The 24,904-nt window shown below is 33.8% G+C and carries 22 protein-coding genes; 14 read left to right on the top strand and 8 right to left on the bottom strand.

Annotated elements, in window-relative coordinates:
* Positions 1–40: 40 nt before the first annotated feature.
* From infB to ggt, 3 genes are all read left to right on the top strand, one after another.
* Positions 41–3,127, top strand: coding sequence for a translation initiation factor IF-2 (infB, locus tag B4A23_RS14780; protein WP_291121090.1), 3,087 nt, complete (start codon positions 41–43; stop codon positions 3,125–3,127).
* 239 nt (positions 3,128–3,366) lie between these two features.
* Entirely contained in the window at positions 3,367–6,168 is a 2,802-nt protein-coding gene (locus tag B4A23_RS14775; RefSeq protein ID WP_291121088.1) for a TonB-dependent receptor, read from the top strand.
* 76 nt (positions 6,169–6,244) lie between these two features.
* Complete coding sequence (ggt, locus tag B4A23_RS14770; protein ID WP_291121086.1) at positions 6,245–7,912, top strand: gamma-glutamyltransferase; 1,668 nt, start codon at positions 6,245–6,247, stop codon at positions 7,910–7,912.
* A 53-nt stretch (positions 7,913–7,965) separates the two neighbouring features.
* Here ggt and B4A23_RS14765 read toward each other — a convergent pair whose 3' ends face one another.
* The 7 genes from B4A23_RS14765 to hutH all read right to left on the bottom strand — a co-directional run bounded on the left by B4A23_RS14765 (position 7,966) and on the right by hutH (position 14,186).
* A complete protein-coding gene (locus B4A23_RS14765; protein ID WP_180905279.1) occupies positions 7,966–8,247 on the bottom strand; it encodes a GNAT family N-acetyltransferase in 282 nt (93 codons plus the stop codon).
* Positions 8,248–8,271: 24 nt separating this feature from the next.
* Positions 8,272–9,144, bottom strand: coding sequence for a pirin family protein (locus B4A23_RS14760; protein ID WP_291121084.1), 873 nt, complete (start codon positions 9,142–9,144; stop codon positions 8,272–8,274).
* Positions 9,145–9,284: 140 nt separating this feature from the next.
* Positions 9,285–9,707 (bottom strand): hypothetical protein, encoded by a 423-nt coding sequence (locus tag B4A23_RS14755; protein WP_286487058.1) that lies wholly within the window; start codon positions 9,705–9,707, stop codon positions 9,285–9,287.
* Positions 9,707–11,686 (bottom strand): urocanate hydratase, encoded by a 1,980-nt coding sequence (locus B4A23_RS14750; RefSeq protein ID WP_291121081.1) that lies wholly within the window; start codon positions 11,684–11,686, stop codon positions 9,707–9,709. Before B4A23_RS14750 ends, B4A23_RS14755 begins: the two co-directional genes overlap by 1 nt.
* 84 nt (positions 11,687–11,770) lie before the next feature.
* Positions 11,771–12,151, bottom strand: coding sequence for a DUF2809 domain-containing protein (locus B4A23_RS14745; RefSeq protein WP_291121079.1), 381 nt, complete (start codon positions 12,149–12,151; stop codon positions 11,771–11,773).
* Positions 12,152–12,158: 7 nt separating this feature from the next.
* Entirely contained in the window at positions 12,159–12,506 is a 348-nt protein-coding gene (locus B4A23_RS14740; RefSeq protein WP_291121077.1) for a hypothetical protein, read from the bottom strand.
* Positions 12,507–12,677: 171 nt separating this feature from the next.
* Entirely contained in the window at positions 12,678–14,186 is a 1,509-nt protein-coding gene (hutH, locus tag B4A23_RS14735; RefSeq protein ID WP_291121074.1) for a histidine ammonia-lyase, read from the bottom strand.
* A 139-nt stretch (positions 14,187–14,325) separates the two neighbouring features.
* Between hutH and folE the strand changes: the two genes are divergently transcribed.
* The 6 genes from folE (at position 14,326) to B4A23_RS14705 (ending at position 21,127) form a co-directional block, all read left to right on the top strand.
* On the top strand, positions 14,326–15,003 hold the full coding sequence (folE, locus tag B4A23_RS14730; protein WP_114997904.1) for a GTP cyclohydrolase I FolE: 678 nt from the start codon (positions 14,326–14,328) through the stop codon (positions 15,001–15,003).
* A gap of 17 nt (positions 15,004–15,020) precedes the next feature.
* On the top strand, positions 15,021–16,493 hold the full coding sequence (gene cysS / locus B4A23_RS14725) for a cysteine--tRNA ligase (RefSeq protein ID WP_291121072.1): 1,473 nt from the start codon (positions 15,021–15,023) through the stop codon (positions 16,491–16,493).
* A 95-nt stretch (positions 16,494–16,588) separates the two neighbouring features.
* The gene (locus B4A23_RS14720) at positions 16,589–18,517 is read left to right on the top strand and encodes a putative porin (protein ID WP_291121070.1); all 1,929 of its coding nucleotides are present in this window, start codon (positions 16,589–16,591) and stop codon (positions 18,515–18,517) included.
* 111 nt (positions 18,518–18,628) lie between these two features.
* Complete coding sequence (locus B4A23_RS14715) at positions 18,629–19,663, top strand: alpha/beta hydrolase (RefSeq protein WP_291121068.1); 1,035 nt, start codon at positions 18,629–18,631, stop codon at positions 19,661–19,663.
* 21 nt (positions 19,664–19,684) lie between these two features.
* Positions 19,685–20,746, top strand: a complete 1,062-nt coding sequence (locus B4A23_RS14710; RefSeq protein ID WP_291121066.1) for a DUF2891 domain-containing protein — start codon at positions 19,685–19,687, stop codon at positions 20,744–20,746.
* Between the two features lie 84 nt (positions 20,747–20,830).
* Positions 20,831–21,127 carry a hypothetical protein gene (locus B4A23_RS14705; RefSeq protein ID WP_038335098.1) on the top strand — a complete coding sequence of 99 codons (297 nt, stop codon included), beginning with the start codon at positions 20,831–20,833 and terminating at the stop codon, positions 21,125–21,127.
* Between the two features lie 78 nt (positions 21,128–21,205).
* Here the strand turns inward: B4A23_RS14705 and dusB are convergent, their stop codons facing one another.
* Positions 21,206–22,201 (bottom strand): tRNA dihydrouridine synthase DusB, encoded by a 996-nt coding sequence (gene dusB / locus B4A23_RS14700; protein ID WP_280037247.1) that lies wholly within the window; start codon positions 22,199–22,201, stop codon positions 21,206–21,208.
* A gap of 32 nt (positions 22,202–22,233) precedes the next feature.
* On the opposite strand from dusB, the gene B4A23_RS14695 reads away from it, so the two are divergent.
* The 5 genes from B4A23_RS14695 to B4A23_RS14675 all read left to right on the top strand — a co-directional run bounded on the left by B4A23_RS14695 (position 22,234) and on the right by B4A23_RS14675 (position 24,903).
* On the top strand, positions 22,234–22,449 hold the full coding sequence (locus B4A23_RS14695) for an AtpZ/AtpI family protein (protein ID WP_291121064.1): 216 nt from the start codon (positions 22,234–22,236) through the stop codon (positions 22,447–22,449).
* 5 nt (positions 22,450–22,454) lie between these two features.
* Positions 22,455–22,835 carry a hypothetical protein gene (locus tag B4A23_RS14690; RefSeq protein ID WP_180905270.1) on the top strand — a complete coding sequence of 127 codons (381 nt, stop codon included), beginning with the start codon at positions 22,455–22,457 and terminating at the stop codon, positions 22,833–22,835.
* 78 nt (positions 22,836–22,913) lie between these two features.
* Positions 22,914–24,047, top strand: coding sequence for a F0F1 ATP synthase subunit A (gene atpB, locus B4A23_RS14685; protein WP_084106903.1), 1,134 nt, complete (start codon positions 22,914–22,916; stop codon positions 24,045–24,047).
* 54 nt (positions 24,048–24,101) lie between these two features.
* Entirely contained in the window at positions 24,102–24,311 is a 210-nt protein-coding gene (gene atpE, locus B4A23_RS14680; protein WP_013598300.1) for an ATP synthase F0 subunit C, read from the top strand.
* Positions 24,312–24,408: 97 nt separating this feature from the next.
* Positions 24,409–24,903: a F0F1 ATP synthase subunit B gene (locus tag B4A23_RS14675; protein ID WP_038335122.1), complete on the top strand. Its 495-nt coding sequence runs from the start codon at positions 24,409–24,411 to the stop codon at positions 24,901–24,903.
* The last annotated feature ends 1 nt before the right edge of the window (position 24,904 follow it).

Genomic DNA, 24,904 nt, shown 5'->3' with positions numbered 1-24,904 from the left:
TCATACATTTGCAAACATTAAAATAAGAGATTAGCTTCATATGTCGGAAACAATAAGATTAAGTAAAGTATTAAAAGAATTAAATATATCAATAGATAGAGCTGTTGATTTTTTAGAAGGGAAGGGTACAACAGTAGAAAAAAATCCGAACTCTAAAATCGATGTGCCAACTTACGATATTTTAGTTAATGAGTTCCGATCTGATGCTAAACAAAAGCAAGCTTCCGGTGAAGTAGTCATTAACAAAATTTCAGATATCAAAGCCGCTGAGAAAAAAGAAGCAGAAGCAAAAGCTGCAACTGAAAAACCAGTAGAAAAGAAACCTGAAATCATTGAAACGACGAAAGTTGAATTGGAAGGACCAAAGACTGTTGGAAAAATAGACTTAGATGCTTTGAAACCTAAAGCCAAAGTAGAAAAAACTGCGGCAAAAGAAGAGGTGAAGAAAGAAGAAATCAAGAAAGAGGAAGCTCCAAAAGCTGAACCTAAAACTGAATCAAAAGAGGAAACGAAAGGACCAAAAGTGATTAAAGTGATTGATCTTGATAAAATAAATAATACAGGTAAACCTAAAAAGCAAGATTCTCCAGCTCCTAAAAAAGAGCAAGCAGAACCTAAAAAGGCGGAAGCACCGAAGGCGGAAGTTAAAAAAGAGGTGAAGAAAGAAGAACCTAAAAAGGTGGAAGAGGTTAAAAAGCCTGAAATAAAAACGGAAGCGAAGCCTGAAGTGAAGAAAGAAGAAATTGAAGAAGTAGCAGCAGTTGAACCTCAAAAAATTGAAACTGTCTACACAAAATTAGATGGACCTAATTTTACAGGTGCAAAGATTGACTTATCTAAATTTGATAAGAAAAAAACTGACGATAAAAAAGGGAATCAAAAAGGTGCTAATAACGCTGCTGACAAGAAAAAGCGCAAACGTATCCAGAAAAACGTTAAACCAGAAGATGTAGCAAAAGCTGGAGAAAACGGAGGAAACAATAATAATCGTCAAGGTGGTAACAACAACCACGGAGGAGGAAACAACAATAACCGTCAAGGTGGTAATAACAACCACGGAGGAGGAAATAATAACAACCGTCAAGGAGGTCAAGGACAAGGTGGAAATCGCCCAGGAGGTCAAGGCGGAAATCGTCAAGGTGGACAAGGTGGTAATCGTCAAGGTGGTGGAAACTTTAGAGGTGGAAACAACCGTGGACCAAGAGTTCCTCAAGTAGAACTTTCTGACGAAGATGTTAAAAAACAAATTAAAGACACTTTAGATAAACTTACTAATAAAGGAAAAGGATCTAAAGGGGCTAAACACAGAAGAGACAAACGTAAAGAACGTCGTGAGTTTGCTGAGCAAGAGCAAGAAGCAATGGACATGGACAAAACTTTACATGTAACAGAATTTGTAACGGTTAACGAATTAGCTTCGTTAATGGATGTTTCTGTTACAGAAGTTATCTCTGCATGTATGTCATTGGGAATCATGGTTACTATGAACCAACGTCTTGAAGCGGATACAATTCAATTAGTTGCAGATGATTTTGGATTCGAAGCAGTATTTGCTAATGCTGAAGAAGAAATCTCAACTGAAGAAGAAGAAATCGATAACGAAGAAGATTTAGTAACTCGTGCGCCAATCGTAACTGTAATGGGACACGTTGACCACGGTAAAACATCTTTATTAGATTATGTTCGTAAAGCAAACGTAATTGCTGGTGAGTCTGGAGGTATTACACAACATATTGGTGCGTACAACGTAACATTGCCAAGTGGTAAACGTGTAGCGTTCTTAGATACACCAGGTCACGAGGCCTTTACAGCGATGCGTGCTCGTGGTGCTCAGGTAACGGATATTGCAATTATTGTGATTGCGGCCGATGACCAAATCATGCCACAAACGCGTGAAGCAATTTCTCACGCTCAAGCAGCTGGAGTACCAATGGTATTCGCAATCAACAAAGTTGATAAACCAGCAGCTAATCCAGAAAAAGTAAAAGAGCAATTAGCTCAAATGAACTTATTAGTTGAAGACTGGGGTGGTACTTACCAATCTCAAGAAATTTCGGCTAAATCTGGTTTAGGAGTAGAAGATTTATTAGAAAAAGTATTATTAGAAGCTGAGGTATTAGACCTTAAAGCGAATCCAAAACGTAAAGCATCTGGTACAGTTGTAGAAGCTGCATTAGACAAAGGACGTGGATATGTTTCGACAATTATCGTACAAACAGGTACATTACACATCGGAGATTATGTATTAGCAGGATCTCACCATGGTAAAGTTCGTGCAATGTTAGATGAGCGTGGTAACAATATCAAAGTTGCTGGACCATCAACACCAGTTACAATATTAGGATTAGCAGGTGCGCCAACCGCAGGTGATAAGTTCAAAGTTTACGAAGACGAACGCGAAGCGAAACAAATTGCAACTCGTAGAGATCAATTACAACGTGAACAAACTATTCGTACACAAAAACACATCACACTTGATGAGATTGGACGTCGTATCGCTTTAGGAGATTTCAAAGAGTTGAATATTATCTTGAAAGGGGACGTGGATGGTTCTGTAGAAGCATTAACAGACTCTTTACAAAAACTTTCGACAGAAGAAATTATTGTTAACATCTTACACAAAGGAGTTGGACAAATTACAGAATCTGACGTATTATTAGCTTCTGCTTCAGATGCGATTATTATCGGATTTAATGTTCGTCCTGGTGGATCTGCTCGTGATATTGCAGAAAAAGAAGAAGTTGAAATTAGAACTTACTCAATTATCTATGCTGCGATCGAAGAGATCAAAGAAGCGATGGAAGGTATGTTATCTCCAGAGTTGAAAGAGCAAGTAACAGGTAATATTGAAGTTCGTGAAACATTCAAAGTAACGAAAGTTGGTACTATTGCTGGATGTATGGTCTTAGACGGTAAAGTTTACAGAAACTCTAGTATTCGTATCATTCGTGACGGAGTTGTGATCCACGATGGTGAATTAGCTTCATTGAAACGTTTCAAAGATGACGTGAAAGAAGTTAGTAAAGGTTACGAATGTGGTCTTAACATCAAAAACTTCAATGATATTCAAGTAGGTGACATTATCGAAGCTTACGAAACTGTAGAGGTTAAAAAGAAATTGAAATAATCAATTCTCAACAAATATTTTGAAAGGAGCTCAATTTGAGCTCCTTTTTTTATGAAATTTTATTTAATAAAAATCAATACTCTACTTATTGTATAGAATTATATTCTGTTATTAATCTTATTTTTAGAATAGAATCTCTATTTAACATTAATTTAAAGTTTTCTTTTATTTTATTTAAAAACGACTTGTTTTATATTCTATAAAGTCTATAAATTTGCTAGACTTTTAAAATTGTAAATATGAACAAGAAATTATACTCACTCAAAAAAATATTTTTTCTAACTGCTCTTTTCGGCGGAACATTTTTATTCGCCCAAACTAAAGTCACAGGTACGGTTGAAGATGTAAATGGACCAATCGATCAAGCAACGGTTAATGTAAAAGGAACAAATATTACGACGACAACAGATGCAGATGGTTTATATCAATTAACGTTAGAGCCTGGAAAGTATGAAATTATTGTTTCAAAAATAGGTGAGCCAACAACGACGCAAACGATTAATGTGCTTGATGAAAATGAAGTTTCTTTAGATTTCTTTTTACAATCAATCAATTCGGATACTGATCTTAGCGAAGTCGTTTTGATTGGTTCGCGAGCAGTTGGACGTACACAATTAGATTCTTCAACACCAGTTGATGTGATAGATATTAAAGAGGTAACAAAAGATGTAGGACAAGTTTCGTTGAATCAAATCTTAAATTATGTTGCGCCATCTTTTAGCTCGAATACGCAAGTTATTTCTGACGGAACAGATCATATAGATCCTGCTTCTTTGCGCGGTTTAGGACCAGATCAAGTATTGGTTTTGATTAACGGAAAGCGTCGTCATACAACATCATTGGTTAATATTAATGGTTCGTTTGGTAAAGGTTCTGTCGGTACTGATTTGAATGCAATTCCAACTTCTGCGATCAAAAGAATTGAAATTCTTCGAGATGGAGCCGCTGCTCAATATGGTTCTGATGCGATTGCAGGTGTGATTAATATTGTCTTGGAAGATTCGACAGATAAACTACGTGCGTCAATTTCGTATGGAGGAAATCTTTCGAAAAATGCAGAAGATAATTTTGATGGTGAAACTTTTCAAGCGAATGTAAATTATGGTGTAAAAGTGGGTGAAAAAGGAGGATTTGTAAATGTTGCAGGTTCTTACGACAAGCGTCAACCATTCAATCGTCAAAAAGAATTTACAGGAACAATTTTCTCTGATTATAATCGACCAGATTTATATCCAAATCCAACTGGAAAAGATATTACAGAGGAGGAGTTAGCCCGTCGAGGAGAAACGCGTGCTGATTATGTTTCGCGCATTGGACAATCAAAAAATGAAGGAGGAGCGATTTTTATCAATTCACTTTTTCCAGTTTCAGATAAAACCGAAATTTATGCATTTGGAGGATTAAATTATCGTTTGGGTGAATCGGCAGCTTTTCGCCGTCAGCCTGCTCAGTTGCATCAAACAGTAGCGTCAATTTATCCAAATGGATTTTTACCATTGATTCAAACTAATAATTACGATCGCTCTTTAGCAGCGGGAATTCGTAGTGAAATTAACGGTTGGAAAGTTGATTTTTCGAACACATACGGAAATAATACTATCGATTTTGGAGTCAAAAATACAGTTAACGCATCAATGAAAGAATCTTCGCCAACATCTTTTGAAGCTGGTGGATATCGTTTTACGCAGAATACAACCAACCTAGATTTTACGCGTTTTTTTGATGATGTTTTAGCTGGAATTAATGTCGCGTTTGGTGCAGAATTTCGTTATGAAAATTATCAAATTGTAGGCGGTGAAGAAGCATCTTATGCGAATTATGGTAAAGTTCGTCAAATTGGTGTAGACGGAAATGGAAAGCCAATTTATGTACAAGATTTTAATGGAAATATCAATACTTTATTTGCTGCAAATGGTACTGCTTTAGCAGGCGGAGCGCAAGCTTTTCCTGGTTTTTTACCAGCGAATGAAGTCAATGCGAATCGTCATTCTGTTGCGGCGTATTTAGATACTGAATTTAATTTTACGAAAGATTTCTTAGTAGCTGCTGCGTTACGTTACGAAGATTATTCAGATTTTGGATCAACGTTAAATGGAAAAATTTCGACTCGATACAAATTAGGAAACTATGTATTGAGAGCCGCTGCAAGTACAGGATTTAGAGCACCATCTTTACATCAATTATACTTTAGCGCAACTTCAAGTTTATTCTTAGATGGAGCAATTTCTAATTCAGGAACTTTTACAAATGATAGTCGCGCTGCGAAATTATTAGGAATTCCACAATTGAACGAAGAAAAATCGAAATCAGTTTCGGCTGGAGCAACTGCAAATTGGGGAAAATTCAAATTGAGTGTTGATGGATATTTCATCAGAATTGATGACCGAATCATTTACACAGGATCTTTCACGGGAAGCAATGCAGCAAATGCATCAGCTCAAGACAAAGAGATTTACGAATTATTGCAACAAGCAAATGCAACTTCGGCTCGTTTCTTCGCAAATGCAATTGATACTGAAACCAAAGGAATAGATGTTGTTTTGACGTATCAAGATCGTTTGGGAGCCGGGAAATTACGTGGAGATTTATCGGCGACTTTTAGTAAAACAAATGTTGTGGGCGACGTTCATGCTTCGGATTTATTAAAAGGAAAAGAGTCTACTTATTTTGATCGTTCAAGTCGTATTTATTTAGAATCAGCTATTCCTCGTACAAAAATCAATTTATCACTGAATTATTCATTGGATAAATGGAATGTTTACTTAAGAAATGTGTATTTCGGAGAGGTTGATGCAGCGACAAATACGGTGGCAGATTCGCAAACTTTTAGCGGAAAAGTTGTAACAGATTTGAGTTTTGGTTATGCGTTCAACAAAAATATTTCGTTAACAATCGGAGCAAATAATTTGTTTGATATTTATCCTGATGAAACGAAAATTGGAGGAAATAGAGGAGCAGGATATTTCGTGTATTCACGTACTGGACAACAATTCGGAACTGGAGGACGTTTTGCTTTTGCTCGTTTATCATTAAGTTTATAATTTAAATAGTTTATATGTTTTACCAAATCTTTGTCGTAATTGATAGAGGTTTGGTATTTTTGTTTAAATCGATTTTATGAAGAAAATATCATTTATTATAGTTTCATTCTTCGCGATTATTCAGTTGAATGCGCAAGAATCTTACAAAAATGGAGTTGTTGTAACGGCTCATCCCGAAGCTTCAAAAGTTGGAGTTGAAATTCTGAAAAAAGGTGGAAATGCGATTGACGCTTCTATTGCAGTTCAGTTTGCGTTGGCGGTTGTTTATCCAAATGCAGGAAATATTGGTGGCGGTGGATTTTTGGTTTATCGTGATTCAAAAGGTAAGACCGATGCGTTAGATTATCGTGAAAAAGCACCTTTGAAAGCGAGTGAAGATATGTATTGGGACAAAAATGGAAATGCAATTACTGATCTTAGTTTGTATGGACAATTTGCTGCAGGTGTTCCCGGAACAGTCGATGGAATGGTGAAAGCGCATGAAAAGTATGGTAAATTAAATTGGAAAGAATTAGTTCAGCCAGCTATTAATTTAGCTCAAAAAGGATTTAAAATTACAAAGCAACAAGCGAGCGAATTGACAAATAAGCACAATGATTTTGTAAAATATAATTCAAAAACGAATGCTTTAACCTCTAAATCATCTTGGAAAGAAGGGGATTTACTAATTCAGAAAGATTTAGCTAATACGTTAAAATTAATTCAGCAAAAAGGTCGAGCTGGTTTTTATGAAGGAAAAACAGCTGATTTAATTGTAAAAGAAATGAAACGTGGGAATGGAATTATTTCGCGCGAAGATTTAAAAGAATATCAATCGGTTTGGAGAACGCCAGTTTCTGGAAATTATAAAGGTCTTAAAGTGATTTCGATGCCGCCGCCTTCAAGTGGAGGAATTGCGTTGGTTTCGTTATTTCAATCAATCGAAGATTATCCAATTAATAAATGGGGATTTCAGGCAGATTCTACAATTCAAGTGATGGTCGAAGCAGAGCGTCGCGTTTATGCAGATCGCGCAGAGCATTTAGGTGATCCAGATTTTATAAAAGTTCCGCAAAAACAATTGTTGGAAAAAAGTTATAATGTGAATCGAATGAAAGACTTTTCGTTTGATAAAGCAACACCAAGTTCAGCAATCAAAGCGGGAGAAATAATTGGTAAAGAATCGATGGAAACGACGCATTATGTAATTGTTGATAAAGATGGAAATGCAGCTTCTGTAACCACAACGTTGAATAATTCGTACGGATCTTTGGTTGTTGTAGAAGGTGCAGGTTTTTTGTTGAATGATGAAATGGATGATTTTTCTGTAAAACCAGGTACACCAAATTTGTATGGTTTGGTTGGAGGAAAAGCTAATGCAATTGAACCTTCGAAAAGAATGTTAAGTTCGATGACGCCTTCGATTTTAGAGAAAGATGGTAAATTGTTTATGGTTGTGGGAACACCAGGTGGTTCTACAATTATTACGTCTGTTTTTCAAACAATTTTGAATGTTGTTGATTTCGGAATGACGATGCAAGAAGCTGTTGCAGCACCAAGATTTCATCATCAATGGTTACCAGATCAAATCGATTATGAGCCAAATGCAATTTCAGAAAACGTTCGCGAATCGTTAAAACATAAAGGTTATATATTGAAAGAACGTAAACCTTATGGACGTGTAGAAGGAATTTTAGTCAATACTGACGGAACATACCAAGCTGGAGCAGACCCAAGAGGAGATGACAAAGCGGTGGGATATTAAGAAATAAAAAAGGAACTCAATTTGAGTTCCTTTTCCATTTCTAAGAGAAAATTTTAAGACAAAACGTCTCTAATTTCTGGATTTTTATCAAACTGTGCCTTTGCGAAAGGACATAAAGGAATTACTTTGATATTATCTTTTCTCACCCAATCTACTAAGGCTAATAAAGCTTTTTTACCAACACCTTGTCCACCATATGCTTCGTCAACCTCTGTATGATCGATAATAATTTTATCATTACCAGCCCAAACGTAAGCCATTTCTCCAGCTTTTTTATCGCCATCTAAAACGACAAAAGCACCATTTTTCTTATCATCAATTTGTTTAATTTCCATCAGTTTTATTTTTTAAGTTGTTTATTAATCTTCTAAAGTACCAAATTTTCCGTTATTAAAATCCTCAAAAGCTTCGCGAATTTGCTCTTGTGTATTCATCACAAAAGGACCATAAGAAGCGATTGGCTCATTAAGAGGTTCACCACTCAAAATTAATACCACACTATTTTCTGTTGCTTCAATTGAGAAATCTTCGCCTTCGTTTGTAAACAATAATAAGTGATCCGTTGGAACAATTTCTTGGTTGTTCACTTTTACTTCTCCATCAATAACTAATAAAACGGTATTGTAATTTGCAGGAAAATTAAAATTAGCTTTTCCTCCTTCATTCAATTTTGCATTCAGCATATTAACAGGAGAAAATGTTGATGCAGCACCTTTTGTTTGGTTATATTCACCAGAAATAACTTCGATAAAACCATTTTCAACTTCTACAGTTGGAATATCTTTATGTTCAATCGCTTGATATTTTGGAGTGCTCATTTTTTCTTTTGCAGGAAGATTTACCCACAATTGAACCATTTGAAAAATTCCACCTTGTTTATAAAATTCTTCTGCATGATATTCTTTGTGTAAAACACCAGAAGCTGCTGTCATCCATTGTACATCTCCTTGATGAATTGTTCCACCTCCACCAGAACTATCGTGATGCGAAACGCTTCCTTCATAAGCAATAGTTACAGTTTCGAAACCACGGTGTGGATGCACGCCAACACCTTTTGGTTTGTCTGTTGCTGGAAAATGAAATTTTGAATTGTAATCTAACATAATAAATGGATCCGTTCTTCTCATATCTAAATGATATCCACTTGGAATGAAGTTATGAACTCTAAAACCGTCTCCTACAAAATGTGGTTCTCTTGGTGCAATTACTGCTTCTATATTTTTTGTATTCATAATGATTTTTTTCTATGTTTTATATTTTTGTTATACAAATTTACGAAGCTAAATAGTTGATTATATTGATGTAGGTTAAGAAGCGTTTTACTTGATATAAATGTATTAAACCATAAAACCACCTCTTTTGAGGTGGTTTTTTAGTCTAAATATTTTAAAATATCTTTCTCGCTAATATTATACGGAATTTTATCCCATCCGTTATAGGGTTCATTAATACAATCATTAATAACATACGGGAGTAAAAATTTTTCATTTGTTTCAGGACTAAAAATAATTAATCTTCTTTCTCCAATTTTGTCAGGATCTAAACTACCAGATACTTGACCTTCATATGTTTTACCTTTATATGTATAAATATAATGAGTATAGCTGCCAGACTTTGATTTACTTGACCTTGATAGAATACCAACGTTATATTTTTTGTTATTTTTCATAGAAGCTTTAGCATGGTTTGTATTATATAAACTGATTAAAAGCATCATTATAAAAAAACCTATTATCACTAACCATTGAATAATATTTTCTTTGTTGTCAACTAAATATTTTAGAATTGATTTCACTACAATAATTTTTCATCAACCATATTAGGTAAAGTAACTTTTAATAATGGTTCTTCTTCCATTGCACGTTTGATCGCAAAAATAGCTTCTTCGTTTCTTGCCCAAGAACGGCGAGCAATTCCATTGTTCACATCCCAATGTAACATCGATTTTAAACGTTGTTCAGCATCTGAAGAACCGTCTAGCAACATTCCGAAACCTCCATTGATTACTTCTCCCCAACCAACGCCTCCGCCGTTGTGAATAGAAACCCAAGTTGCACCTCGGAAACTGTCGCCAATGACATTGTGAATCGCCATATCAGCTGTGAATTTTGAACCATCATAAATATTAGATGTTTCACGGAAAGGAGAATCTGTTCCAGAAACATCATGGTGATCACGACCTAAAACAACTGCTCCGATTTCACCTTTTGCAATCGCACCGTTAAAGGCTTTCGCAATTTTAATTCGTCCTTCTGCATCTGCATATAAAATACGGGCTTGCGAACCTACAACCAATTTGTTTTCTTGTGCACCTTTTATCCAGGTGATATTATCTTGCATTTGTTGCTGAATTTCCTTCGGAGAATGTTGCATGATTTCTTCTAAAACTTGACAAGCAATTTCATCTGTTTTTTGTAAATCTTCTGGTTTTCCAGATGTACAAACCCAACGGAATGGCCCGAATCCGAAATCGAAACACATTGGTCCCATAATATCTTGAACATAAGAAGGGTATTTAAAATCGATATTATTTTCAGCCATTACATCTGCTCCAGCACGAGAAGCTTCTAATAAAAAGGCATTTCCATAATCGAAGAAATAGGTTCCTTTCGCAGTATGTTTGTTGACAGAATCTGCATGACGACGCAACGATTCTTGTACTTTCTCTTTGAATAACTCAGGATTATTTGCCATCATATCGTTTGCTTCATCAAATGATAATCCAACTGGATAATAACCACCCGCCCAAGGATTATGTAATGAAGTTTGATCTGAACCTAAATCGATGTATAGATTTTCTTGGTCAAATTTTTCCCAAACATCAACCACATTTCCATCATAAGCAATCGAAACAACTTCTTTATTTTCTTTGGCTTCGCGAACACGAGCAACTAATTCATCCAAATCAGTAATCACTTCGTCCACCCAACCTTGTTCATGACGTTTGTATGTCGCAGCAGGGTTTACTTCGGCAGTTACAGAAACAACACCTGCGATATTTCCCGCTTTCGGTTGCGCACCTGACATTCCACCAAGTCCTGCCGTTACAAATAATTTCCCTGCTGTACCTTCATTATCGATTTTGCGACAACCATTCAAAACAGTAATCGTAGTTCCATGAACAATTCCTTGCGGACCAATGTACATATAACTTCCTGCGGTCATTTGCCCGTATTGAGAAACACCTAACGCATTCATCTTTTCCCAATCATCCGGTTTCGAATAATTAGGAATCACCATTCCATTCGTAACGACAACGCGAGGAGCATTTTTGTGTGAAGGAAATAAACCCATTGGATGTCCAGAATACATCACCAAGGTTTGCTCTTCTGTCATTTCAGACAAATATTTCATCGTTAATAGATATTGCGCCCAGTTTTGGAAAACGGCACCATTTCCTCCATAAGTAATCAATTCTTCAGGATGTTGAGCAACTGCGTGATCCAAATTATTTTGAATCATTAATTGAATTGCTTTTGCTTGTTCTGAATTTCCTGGATAATCTGTAATTGGACGAGCAAAAATTTTGTAATCAGGCATCAAACGATACATATAAATACGTCCGAAATCTTCTAATTCTTGCTTAAATTCTGGAATTAATTCTGCATGATCTTTTGGTTCGAAATAACGTAACGCATTTTTTAACGCTAATTTTTTTTCGTCTTCCGATAATATTTCTTTACGCTTTGGTGCGTGACTTACGTTAGGATTTCTGTCTTTTTTTTGAGGTAAAACAGAAGGAATGCCTTGTTTTATTTGTTCTTGAAAAGTCATTTTTTTGTGTTTTTATGTTTTGCGTTAAACATTATAAGTTTTACGATTTTTTGTTGTTATTCTGAGCTTGTTGAGGAATCTCGTTCAAATTACATTTTTTTTCTTCAAATCTTTATCAATAAAAAATAATAGAATAAACCCTATGAAATAACACAGTAAATCAATCCACGAAAAAGATGTTCCGATAATTATTCGAGCCGCTTTGTTATGTCCTAAACCAATCATTTCTACAAAATTGAAATATTGTAAAATCTCTACAATAAATGAAAAAAACAATGTAAAAATTGCAATGTTAATCGCTTTTGTGTTGATAAATGCTTTGATAAAATAGTAAATGAAAATCACGACTAAAATATCGCCAACAAAAGGACGAATGATCTTGTCTTTGATGTACAACGCAATAATTACTTCAATCAAAAAGATAATAACTGCTATGCTGAATGATTTTTTATCGAATTTGAACATTAGATTTTTAATTAATAATTTTAAAATAATCAATAAAAAATAAAGTTGAACTTCCAATAAATAATATTAAACCAACGAGATATAATATAAAATTACTAAAGTTTGTTGGTTGAATTATTTTTAATTTGATTAAACTAAGAATAATTAAAATACTTAATATTAAACTGAAAATAATCAATAAAACTATGATTAGTAAAATATTATTTTTATCATAAATTGAGTTTACAGAAAATAAAAGAGCAATAGATAAAAAAGTAGAAATCATTAAAAAAAGTACTGCTTTGTCTTTTTTAGAATTATCACTTTTATAACTTGTAACACTAAAAAAATCTAATATAGCTTGTAAAATATCCATTCTTTTTATTTCTAATTTTTAAAAGATTCCTCCATTCGTCGGAATGACATTTACTTGACTGTCGTTGTTGTAATTGTCACTCTGAGCTTGTCGAAGAGTTTTTCTAATTATAGTAAATTATCTACATTATAATAGCTTATCCTTTGACAGGCTCTGGATGACAAGGATAATTTAAAAACTTAAAATTAATTTCTTGAAATCTTCTGTTTGTAATAAATCAATAATATTGTTGATATCATCTCCAATCAAACGATCATCTTCTAATTTAGGACAAACTGAACGAACTTTTGTAAAAACTTCTTCTAAGAAAGCACTTGTTTTACGAGGTCTTCTAAATTCTAAACCTTGACAAGCGTACATTAATTCGATTGCTAAAATACGTTCTACATTATCTAAAACTTGGTTGAATTTTCGTCCAGAAATACTTCCCATCGAAACATGATCTTCTTGTCCCAAAGAAGTCGGAATACTATCTGCCGATGCAGGGAAACACAAGGTTTTGTTTTCTGTACAAAGTGCGGCTGAGGTATATTGAGGAATCATGAAACCAGAATTTAAACCAGAGCTTTCTGTTAATAATTTTGGTAAACCATATTTTCCTTCGATTAATAAATATTGACGACGATCCGAAATATTTCCTAATTCAGATGCAGCAATTGTAGCGTAATCTAATACCATAGCTAATGGTTGTCCGTGGAAGTTTCCACCAGAAATGGCTTCTTCGTCCGAAACAACGATTGGATTATCGGTAACAGAATTTAATTCGATTTCTGCTAATTCTTGTAAATGAAAAAATGCATTTCGTGATGCGCCATGAACTTGAGGCATACAACGCAATGAATATGGATCTTGTACACGACCACATTCTGCATGAGAGAAAGCAATTTCAGAACCTTTCAATAAATTTCGCATACGTTTTGCAACCAATAAAGTTCCTTTGAATGGACGGACTTGATGCAATTCTTCTTCGAATGGACGAGGCGAACCTTCGTATGCTTCCAGTGATAAAGCACCCGCAACGTCAGCTAAATTCAATAAATATTCGAATTTTTCTAAACCATTTAATGCATGAGATAAAATAAATTGTGTTCCGTTGATTAACCCTAAACCTTCTTTTGCAGAAAGATGTAAAGGTTGTAAATTATGTTTAGCCAAAGCTTCTTTTGTCGAAACAATTGTATCGCCATCCCAAACTTTTCCTTCACCAATTAATGGTAAAAATAAATGTGATAATGGCGCTAAATCTCCAGATGCTCCAACAGATCCTTTTTCAGGAACGACCGGAATAATATCTTTTTCGACCATTAGTAAAATTCGTTCCACAACATCTAAAGTCACACCAGAATATCCTTTTGATAAAGCATGTGCTTTTGCAATTAACATGGTTTTAGAAATTTCTTTCTTGATTGGATTTCCAACACCAACCGCATGACTGATTAATAAATTATGTTGAAGTTGACGCGTTTCTTCTTCCGAGATTTTAGTGTCGCAAAGTGGTCCAAAACCAGTGTTAATTCCATAAACTGTTTGACCAGAAGCAACTATTTTAGCAACGTTTTGTTGCGATTTTAAGATTTGTTGTTTACTCGCTTCATTAAGTTCAATTTCGATGTTTCCTTCTTTGATTCCTTTGTAATTCTCGAACGAAAGAAAATCGATACCGTAAGTTTTCTTGATCATTTTTTCGAATTTGTGATACTTCAAAGATAATCTTTTCATTGATTTGATAAAAGATAGAAATCATTTCAGATGTAATAAATTGAGATTTGATAAGGTTTTATAACACTATCTTTTATAAATTTGCTAAAATTTTTATGTAATGTGTGATAAACATCTTCATGACGAAATGGGGGACGACCATATTTCAGCAAACTTAGAAACGCCTTTGAGAGCTGATGCCTTTGAGTTGTCTGCTGAAGAAAAAGTGGAAAAGATAGAAGCGGATTTCCGTAACATCATGGAAACTTTAGGCTTAGATTTAACAGATGATAGTTTGAAAGGAACGCCAAAACGTGTTGCGAAAATGTTCGTAAAAGAGATTTTTGGTGGTTTATTGCCAGAGCGTAAGCCTGGAATGTCAACTTTCGAAAATAAATATAACTACAATCAAATGTTGGTTGAAAAGGATATCGTGGTTTATTCGACTTGCGAACACCACTTTTTACCAATCGTTGGACGTGCACATGTTGGTTACATCTCGAAAGGGAAAGTAATCGGACTGTCTAAAATGAATCGTATTGTAGAATATTATGCAAAACGTCCGCAAGTACAAGAGCGTTTGACAATGCAAATTGTGAAAGCAATGCAAGAAGCGCTAGGTACAGATGATGTAGCGTGTATTATTGATGCGAAACATTTGTGTGTAAATTCGCGCGGAATCAAAGATATCGAATCAAGTACAGTTACTGCCGAGTATGGTGGAGCATTTAAAGATAATGAGCAATTAAGAAAAGAGTTTATTTCGTACATCGGAATGAAAACTACTTTCAATGTTTAAAATATAAATCCTATAAAATGGTAAAAGAAAATCAATTAAAATTACATAATTCCTTAACGGGACAGAAAGAAACGTTCGAACCAATTAATCAAGATAATGTTGGAATGTATGTTTGTGGACCTACCGTTTACAGTAATGTGCATCTTGGGAATGTGCGTACGTTTATGTCATTTGATATGATTTATCGTTACCTAAAATTTTTGGGTTACAAAGTTCGTTATGTTCGTAATATTACTGATGCTGGGCATTTAACAGATGATGGAAATGTAGAAAATGATCGTTTTGTAAAACAATCTAAATTAGAGAAATTAGAACCAATGGAAATCGTACAGAAATATACAGTTGATTTTCATAAAGTTTTAGAGAAATTTAATTTATTACCTCCAACAATCGAGCCTACAGCAACGGGTCATATTTTAGAACAAATTGCTTTAGCGGAGAAATTAATTGATTTAGGATTTGCTTATGAAGTAAACGGATCAGTTTATTTTGATGTAGAAGCATATAACAAAAAAGGACTTGATTATGGTGAATTGAGTAACCGTAACATCGAAGAATTAATCAATAACACAAGAGATTTAGACGGGCAAGGAGAGAAGAAAAATCCAGTGGATTTTGCGCTTTGGAAAAATGCTTCGCCTGCTCACATTATGCGTTGGGCTTCACCTTGGGGAGATGGTTTCCCTGGTTGGCACTTAGAATGTACAGTGATGAGCACAAAATATCTTGGAGATTATTTCGATATTCACGGAGGTGGAATGGATCTTAAATTCCCTCACCACGAATGTGAAATTGCGCAAGCAAAAGGTTCTAACGGTCACGAACCAGTAAAATATTGGATGCATGCCAATATGTTGACGATGAATGGTCAGCGTATGAGTAAATCGACAGGGAATTACATTTTGCCAATGCAATTAGTGAATGGTGAAAATGATTTCTTCGAAAAACCATTTCATCCTGCTGTTGTACGTTTTTGTTTCTTACAAGCGCATTATCGCAGTGTTTTAGATATTTCGAATGATGCAATGTTAGCTTCAGAAAAAGGATATAATCGTTTGGTTGAAGCATTAAAAACATTAGAAACAATTACACCAAAGAAAACTTCTACCGTTAATATTGATGAATTAGAAGCAAAATTATACACAGCAATGGATGATGATTTCAATACGCCAATATTGATTGCACATTTATTTGATGCAGTGAAAATGATTAACTCAATCAAAGATAGTTTCGAGAATATTACAGCAGAAGATTTAGAGCGCTTAAAGGTGATTATGAATGGTTTTGTTCATGATGTTTTAGGTTTAGATACAGAGGCTGCAAACGAAAGTTCTGATAAATTAGATGGTGTTGTAAAAATGCTAATCGAAATGCGTAATCAGGCACGTGTGGATAAAAATTGGGCTTTATCAGATCAGATTCGTGATCAATTAAGCGCATTAGGTATCCAACTAAAAGACGGTGCTGACGGAACAACTTTCACTTTTTAAGAAAGATTTATAAAATATTTAACCCACTTAGAAATAAGTGGGTTTTTTTGTATCTCTCAATTTTAGATTACTTTTGTAAGGATTTATTCAACAGGATGAAAAAAACAATCATTGGTTTATTTTTATTAGGAGCTATTGTAGCGCAGGCTCAAGAGGATTCGATAAAAGTTTTAAAACCATTAAAAGGATCATCAACAAATGATTCGGTTACATATTATAAAACCAAAATTGACGATTATAAGTTTTGGACAAATGGTAGAAAACCAGAAGTATTGGATACGACATTAAGTATCAAAAACTATTATAATCAAAATTTTATACGCAAAGATGCGTTCGGAAAATTATTTTTCCCAAATGTTGGTGGTGTAGTGGTGGATTTGGAGTATCAAAATACACCATTCAATCCGTCGATGTTACCAACTGGTAAAAAATACAACTATTATTACGCAAATGATATCAAATATTATGATGTCAAAACGCCATATACCGAGTTTATTTACGAGAATGGAGTAAAAGAAGGTAACTTTTTGTCTTCAACATTTTCGCATAACATCAACAAACAATTCAATTATACGTTTCATTATCGCGGATTAATTTCCGAAGGTCGTTACAAGAACGAAAAAGCACAGAATAATACCTTTGTTTTCTCATCAAATTATAAAACAAAGTCAGAACGTTTTAAATTGTGGTGGAATTATGCGGCGCAAAATCTGAAAAATAATGAAAACGGTGGAATTGAAGATATCAATGATTTTATTTTGCAAGATGAGCGCAGAATGACAAATGTTCGTAACATTCCGGTGAATTCGCAAACAGCAAAATCTGAGTTTGATGCGCGTAGAATAGAATTGAATGCTTCGTACGGAATCTTAAAAAAGATGAATGAAAAAGATTCGACTTTTTATAATCCAATCGAATTGAAGAATAAATTTTCGTACGAAAAACAAAAATATCGCTACGAGGATACGTCACCAAATGGAACTTTATATTCTACACCGATTATTACTGGAATGGATTATAGAAGTAAAAAGAGTTTTACAGATTTATCTAATACGACAACTGCTGGTTTTCAGTGGACAGATCGTGTGAAGATAGAGGCTGGTGTTAAATTCCAAAATTTACGTGTTTTTGCTGATCAAGCCATGACGATTGTTGCAGTTCCAAAGCAAATAGAGGAAAATCTTTTTGGAGTTGTTGGAAAGGTGGATTTTGATTGGAATGAAAAATTGAAACTTTACGGAAATGTTGAGTATTTGCAATCTGATAATTACAAAAGTGTTTATAATGTAGATGCTGTTTTAGATGTAACGCCGATAGAAGGTTATACATTGAGTGCTGGAGCAGTTATTCAGTCAAAACTTCCTTCGTTGAATGCGGTTTATAACCAAAGTTTCTTTAATAATTTTAATTACGTTAATAAATTTCAAACTGAAAATGTTCAAAATATTTTTGCAAAATTAAAGTTAGATAAAGTCAACACGACCTTAGAAGCTTCAATTTATAATATTGACAATAAAGTGTATTTGAATAATATTTTGAATTATGAGCAATTGGCGGATAATATCAATTATTTCAAGATAAAAGGTGAAAATCATTTACGTTTCGGAAAGATTAATTTAGTTTCGACAGCGCAATATCAAAAAGTAACGAAAAACGAAGAATATATGCCTTTGCCAGATTTCTTGATTCGTGAAACATTGTATTGGCAAGGAGAATTATTCAACAAGAATGCTCAACTGCAAGCTGGTATTAATGCAACATATTTTACGAAATACAATGGTTTGCGTTATATCCCAATTCTGAACGAATTTGCATTGCAAGATCCAGCAAGTATACAAGAGATTGGAGGTTATCCTATTTTGGATGTTTTTATCAATTTCAAGGTTCGTAATATGCGTTTTTACATTCGTGGTGAACATATCAATGCATCGTTTACAAAACAACCTGATTATTTTGCAGCGCCAAATGTTCCGTACCGAGATTTCAAATTTCAACTTGGTTTGAAATGGAATATTTTTAGTTAAAAAAAAATACAAATTATATAGAAAAACGACTTCTTGATGAGGTCGTTTTTTCTGTCCAAAATCATTTGTATAGAATAATTCTAAATAGCTATTTTTAGGAAAATTTTATACATGAAAAAATTCCTACTTTTATTTTGTTTGATTTTCTCTCAAATCGGTTTTTCGCAAGAAAAATTATCAATTGCAGAAATTCGAAAAATAAATTCTAAAATCTTAAATTCAGAAAGAGAAATTTGGGTGAATCTTCCCGAATCTTATACCAATAATAAACATCAAAAAGTAAATTATCCTGTGATTTATGTGTTAGATGCCGAATCTAATTTTACGTTTTTAACAGGAGTAGTTTCCAAGTTTCAATCGGGTTTTTATCCAGAAATGCCCGAATCGATCATTGTCGGAATTACGAATAAAAATGGTGATCGAACAAAAGATTTTACACATGTAAACGATGTTAATTTCCTCAATTTTATTCAAACTGAATTGTTTCCTTTTATGCAGAAAAATTATCGTGTGAATGATTTTCGTTTGTTAATAGGACATTCTTTGGGTGGTTATTTTGCGTTGAAAACTTTATACAATCATCCCAAAACTTTCAATGGATTTGTTGCGCATGATCCAAGTATTTGGTTTAATGACAAAGAGTTATTGAATCTTTATCAGAATTTAGAAAATCATTCTTTCGAGAATCGATTTTTAATGATAACACAAGTTGGTGAAAGCCAAAATGCAGATCATTTACGTGATCATTATCAAAGTATAAAAAAGGTGGACGAACGTTTGAAATCATCAAAAAATAAATCGTTGAATTATCATTACAAACAATATGTTGACGAAGAACATGTTTCGGTTCCGATGATTGGCTCGATTGATTATTTGCGTTGGCAGTTTGATGGTTATCGTGTGAATATTAAAGAGATTCCGAATCAACCAAATTTGGTAAAAGATTCTTTTGAAGCGATTTCTAGAAAATTGAATTATTCTTTTCAACCAACGGAAACGTATATTAACAATGTTGCAAATTATCTGGTAAAACAAAAGAAAAATGATTTAGCAAAACAGTTTTTTGAACAAAATGTGAAAAATTTTCCTGAAAGTTTACAAGCAAAAGAAGAATTGAAAAAATTCTTGGACTCGAATAAAAATTAGTAATTTGGTAAAAACATTTTGATGAAAAAAATACTCTATTTAACAACTTTATTGACGACGACTGCTTTTGCCCAAGAATTACAATTAGATCAAGCTAAAAAGATTTTTGAATTACCAACGCATTGTATCACGACTGAGTATCCGAATAAACTAGGAAATGTTTTGGGAAGTGATCAGGATTTGAAAACGCCAAAGCAATTGCGCCCAATTTTTTATGGTTGTTTTGATTGGCATTCGTCTGTGCATGGATTTTGGTCGATTGTGAAATTGATGAAAGATTTTCCTGAATTGGATCAAAATAATCTGGTTAGAAATGAGTTAAATCAATTGATTACAGCGGAAAATGTTGCGGTTGAAATGGCCTTTTTCAATGATAAAAATAACAAGAATTTCGAGCGTACTTATGGTTGGGCTTGGTTGTTACAATTGCAAATGGAATTGAATAATTGGCAAGATAAAGATGCGCAAGTTTGGGCAAAAAATCTGAAACCCTTGAGTGATTTGATTATTGTTAGATACAAAGAGTATTTACCGAAATTAGTTTATCCAATTCGTACAGGAACACATGATAATACGGCTTTTGGGTTGAGTTTAGCGATAGATTATGCACGTTCTGTGAATGATAAAACATTCGAAAAAGTGATTATTGATAATGCAAATCGTCTTTATTTGAAAGATAAAAGTTGCAATATTGCTTTCGAACCAAGTGGATCAGATTTTCTTTCGGCTTGTTTGGAAGAAGCTTTGTTGATGTCTAAAATTCATCCGCATGATGAATATAAAAAATGGTTGAAATCATTTTTACCACAATTGTTTGACAAAAAACATGAGCTAAAACCTGGAATTGTTTCGGATCGTACGGATGGGCAATTGGTACATTTGGATGGTTTAAATTTTAGTCGTGCAACGGCTTTGTATCAAATTTCTGCAAAATTACCAGAGTTAAATTATTTGAATGATTGGGCAAATCATCATTTCAATTACTCGTTCAATAATATTTCGAACGATGATTATATGGGTAGTCATTGGTTGGGAACTTTTGCACTTTATGCACTGAAAACCAAACACGAAACTAAAAATTAGCTAATAATAGGGATTTTATAACGATAGAATTGAATCTAAATTTGTTTCAAACAAAACTAATACGAAACATTAAATTTTAATTCTATGAAAAAATATTTTTATATCGTCATCGCAATTTTAGGTCTTGCAGCATTCGGATTTAGTCAATATTCGAAAAGTCAATTAGAAGATCAATTGGCTAAAACAGGGAAATGCGTAGAAGGTGTTGTTGTGGAAACTAGCGGAACATTTAAACGTCCGAAAGCAACGATACAATATCCTGTAAATGATGAAGTTTATGAAGTTACTTTACGATCTAGAGCAGATGTGGACGAAGTTGTATTAATGAAATATGATACGCTGAATCCAGAAGAAGTGTTGCTTGTAGATAATTGTAATTAATTATAGTCTCAAGTTTAAATGAAAAATCCACCAAGTTTTTTGGTGGATTTTTTTATATTAATGAATTATTTCTAACGATTAAATTTCTTCTAATGTTGGAATAAATTCTTTTTCGATTTCTTCGAAAGTTTGCATCAAATCAACAAGATTATCTTGTGTGACTAATTTTGTACGATAAGGTTTGAAATTCGGAATTCCTTTGAAATAATTGGTATAATGCATTCGCGTTTCCAAAATTCCAGTTCGTTCTCCTTTCCAATCAATCGCCCAATTTAAGTGATTTTTAGCCGCTTCCATTCGTTCTACAATTGTTGGTTCTGGTAACAATTCTCCTGTCTCTCGATAATGTTTAATTTGCTCGAAAATCCAAGGATAACCAATCGCCGCACGACCAATCATCACACCATCTACACCGTATTTTTCTTTGTATTCGATTGCTTTTTGTGGCGAATCAATATCTCCATTTCCAAAAATCGGAATCTCAATATTTGGGTTCGCTTTTACTTTTGCAATCGGTTCCCAATTTGCTTGTCCTTTATACATCTGCGTACGCGTACGTCCGTGAATTGACAATGCTTTGATACCTGTTTCTTGCAAACGTTCGGCAACTTCATAAATGTTAATCGAGTCAGAATCCCAACCCAAACGCGTTTTTACAGTAACTGGTAAATGCGTACTTTCAACAACAGATTTTGTTAAACGTACCATCAAATCTATATCTTTTAAAACACCAGCTCCTGCGCCTTTACAAACTACTTTTTTTACGGGACATCCAAAGTTAATATCAACAATATCTGGTTGAACAGTTTCAACAATTTTAGCTGACATCGCCATTGCCTCTTCATCTCCACCAAAAATCTGAATACCAATTGGACGTTCGTAATCAAAAATATCTAATTTTTGACGACTTTTTATTGCATCACGAATCAATCCTTCAGAAGAAATAAACTCTGTATACATCAAGTCTGCACCATGCATTTTGCATAGGCGACGAAATGGCGGATCACTCACATCTTCCATTGGTGCAAGCAATAAAGGGAAGTCTGGTAATTCTATGTTTCCTATCTTTACCACGAAATAATTTTTTGCAAAATTACATAAAACTTATGAAAGAAGAACGAAAGTCCGAAGGTGTAAATCAATATTTAAAGTTTTCTGGCATGGGAATACAGATGGCGGTAACGATTGCGTTATTTGCTTGGCTAGGAACTTTTTTGGATAAAAAAATGGAAACAGACAAGCCATTATGGACGGCTGGCTTATCTTTGCTGGGAGTTTTTGCAGGATTATATTTGATGTTGAAGCAATTACCAAAAAAATAATTTTAATGATTAAGAAATTTATTCTTTTAGCACTTTCTTTTATTGCAATGGTTGCAATTTTTTGTGGTATTCATTACGCAATTGTTGCGCATTATAATTTTAGCGAAAATCCGCTAATTGTTCCAAAAATGTATTTAATAATTGGTTTAATTACATTAATGATTTTGCAAGTTGGATGTTTTGTGAAGATAAAATTTCCAGAATATGTTGGTTTTGCCTTTATGGGAGGTATGATTGCGAAGATGGCAATTGTATTAGCATTGATTGTTGTGAATGAGCAAATTAAATCAAATGTTGTGCAATTAATTATAAGTTATTTTGTAATTTTGCTAGCAGAAGTTTTAGTGTTTATTCGCTTAATTAATTTAAAGTTAAAAAAAGTTTAATGATTTTTAGCATTTGACTTTGGTAAGTGGTTAATTTACTATAATTTTGCACGCAATTTAGAAACAAAGGAATTATACATGAAATTTTCAGCGTTATTAGCGTTTTTATTACTTTTCAATTTCGGATTCGCCTCTACAGCGGTTCCGCACGAAAGTCTTCCAAAAACGTTTGAGGAGTTAATTAAAAGTGAGCAAGTAAAAAGTCAAGAGGAAGCTGCTAAAGTGAAATCTGGCGAATCTACATTTAACCCAGTGCCAGGTATCATGCACCACATTGCAGATGCGCACGATTGGCATTTATGGGGAGAAGGAGAAAAAAGTGTAGGAGTTGCATTACCTGTTATTTTATGGGATAATGGTTTACAGGTTTTTATGTCTTCTAAATTTCACCACAACGAAGCGGTTGTTGAGAGTAACGGAAACTACTACATCAACTACCACGAAAAAATCTACAAAACAGATGCGCAAGGTACAATCAAACCTCACGTAGACGAAAAAGGAGCTATTCATTTAGAAAATGAAAAACCATTAGATTTTTCTATTACGAAAAACGTAACATCAATGTTAATCTCTTTCGTGATTTTAATCTTAGTTTTCTCTGCAGTTGCATCTAACTACAAAAAAGGAAATATGGTACCAAAAGGTATTGCAGGATTTATCGAACCAATTATTATTTTTGTTCGTGATGAAGTAGCAATTCCAAATATTGGTGAGAAAAAATATGCGAAATTTATGCCTTATTTATTAACGTTATTTTTCTTCATTTGGATCAACAATTTATTAGGATTGTTACCAGGTGCAGCAAACGTTACAGGTAATATCGCAGTTACATTTGTATTAGCATTAATCGCATTAATCGTAATTAATTTCTCAGGAAACAAAGGTTACTGGGGACATATGTTATGGATGCCAGGTGTACCGGTTCCAGTAAAATTGATCTTAGCTCCAATTGAGTTAATCGGGATTATTACAAAACCTTTCGCCTTAATGATTCGTTTATTTGCGAACATTACAGCAGGTCACATCATTATTATGTCGTTAATTTCGTTAATCTTTATTTTCCAAACAGAAGCTATGGCAGGTGGATCTATTCCATTAGCGTTATTTATCTACTGTTTAGAGTTATTAGTAGCGGCATTACAAGCGTTCGTATTCACAATGTTAGTTTCGTTATTCATCGGAACAGCAGTAGCAGAACACGATCATCATTAAGAATAGAATATAAAAAACAATAAAATAATTTTTTAATAATTAAATACAATTATCATGACAGGAAGTATTGCAGCAATCGGAGCTGGTTTAGCAGTTTTAGGAGTTGGTTTAGGTATCGGTAAAATCGGTGGATCAGCTATGGAAGGAATCGCTAGACAACCAGAAGCGGCTTCAAAAATTCAAACAGCTATGATTATCGCAGCAGCCTTAATCGAGGGTGCAGGTTTATTCGGTATCGTAGTTGCGTTATTAGGTAACGGATAATATTTGAATTAAAAATTAGCTTCAATAACGGTTGGTTGTTGAAGCTAATTCATTAAAAAATTAATTAGTAAAAAATAAAATTTAATACATACACACAATGGATTTAATTACACCTTCAGTTGGTCTTATTTTTTGGACTGCGGTCGTATTTATCATCTTATTAGTATTGTTAAGATCATTAGCTTGGAAACCAATTTTATCTGCAGTTAAAGAAAGAGAACAATCTATCGAGGATGCATTAAACGCAGCTAAAAAAGCGAAAGAAGAGATGGCTTTATTAAACGCTCAAAACGAGAAAATCATGAAAGAAGCTCGTGCTGAACGTGATGCTATCTTGAAAGAAGCGCGTGAAATGAAAGAAAATATCATCAACGAGGCGAAAAATTCTGCAACTGTAGAAGCAAACAAATTAATTGAAAATGCTAAGTCAGCTATCCAAAATGAAAAGGCATCAGCTATGGCTGATATCAAAAATCAAGTTGGACAGTTGTCAATTGAAATTGCTGAAAAAATCTTAACTAAAGAATTGTCAGACAAATCTGCACAAGAAGCTTTAGTGAATGATGTTATTGATCAAGTTAAATTCAATTAAT

Origin of the sequence: Empedobacter sp. UBA7248 (assembly GCF_002472945.1) — a bacterium.
Lineage (GTDB): Bacteria > Bacteroidota > Bacteroidia > Flavobacteriales > Weeksellaceae > Empedobacter > Empedobacter falsenii_C.
This window is presented reverse-complemented; position numbering and strand designations above follow the sequence as displayed.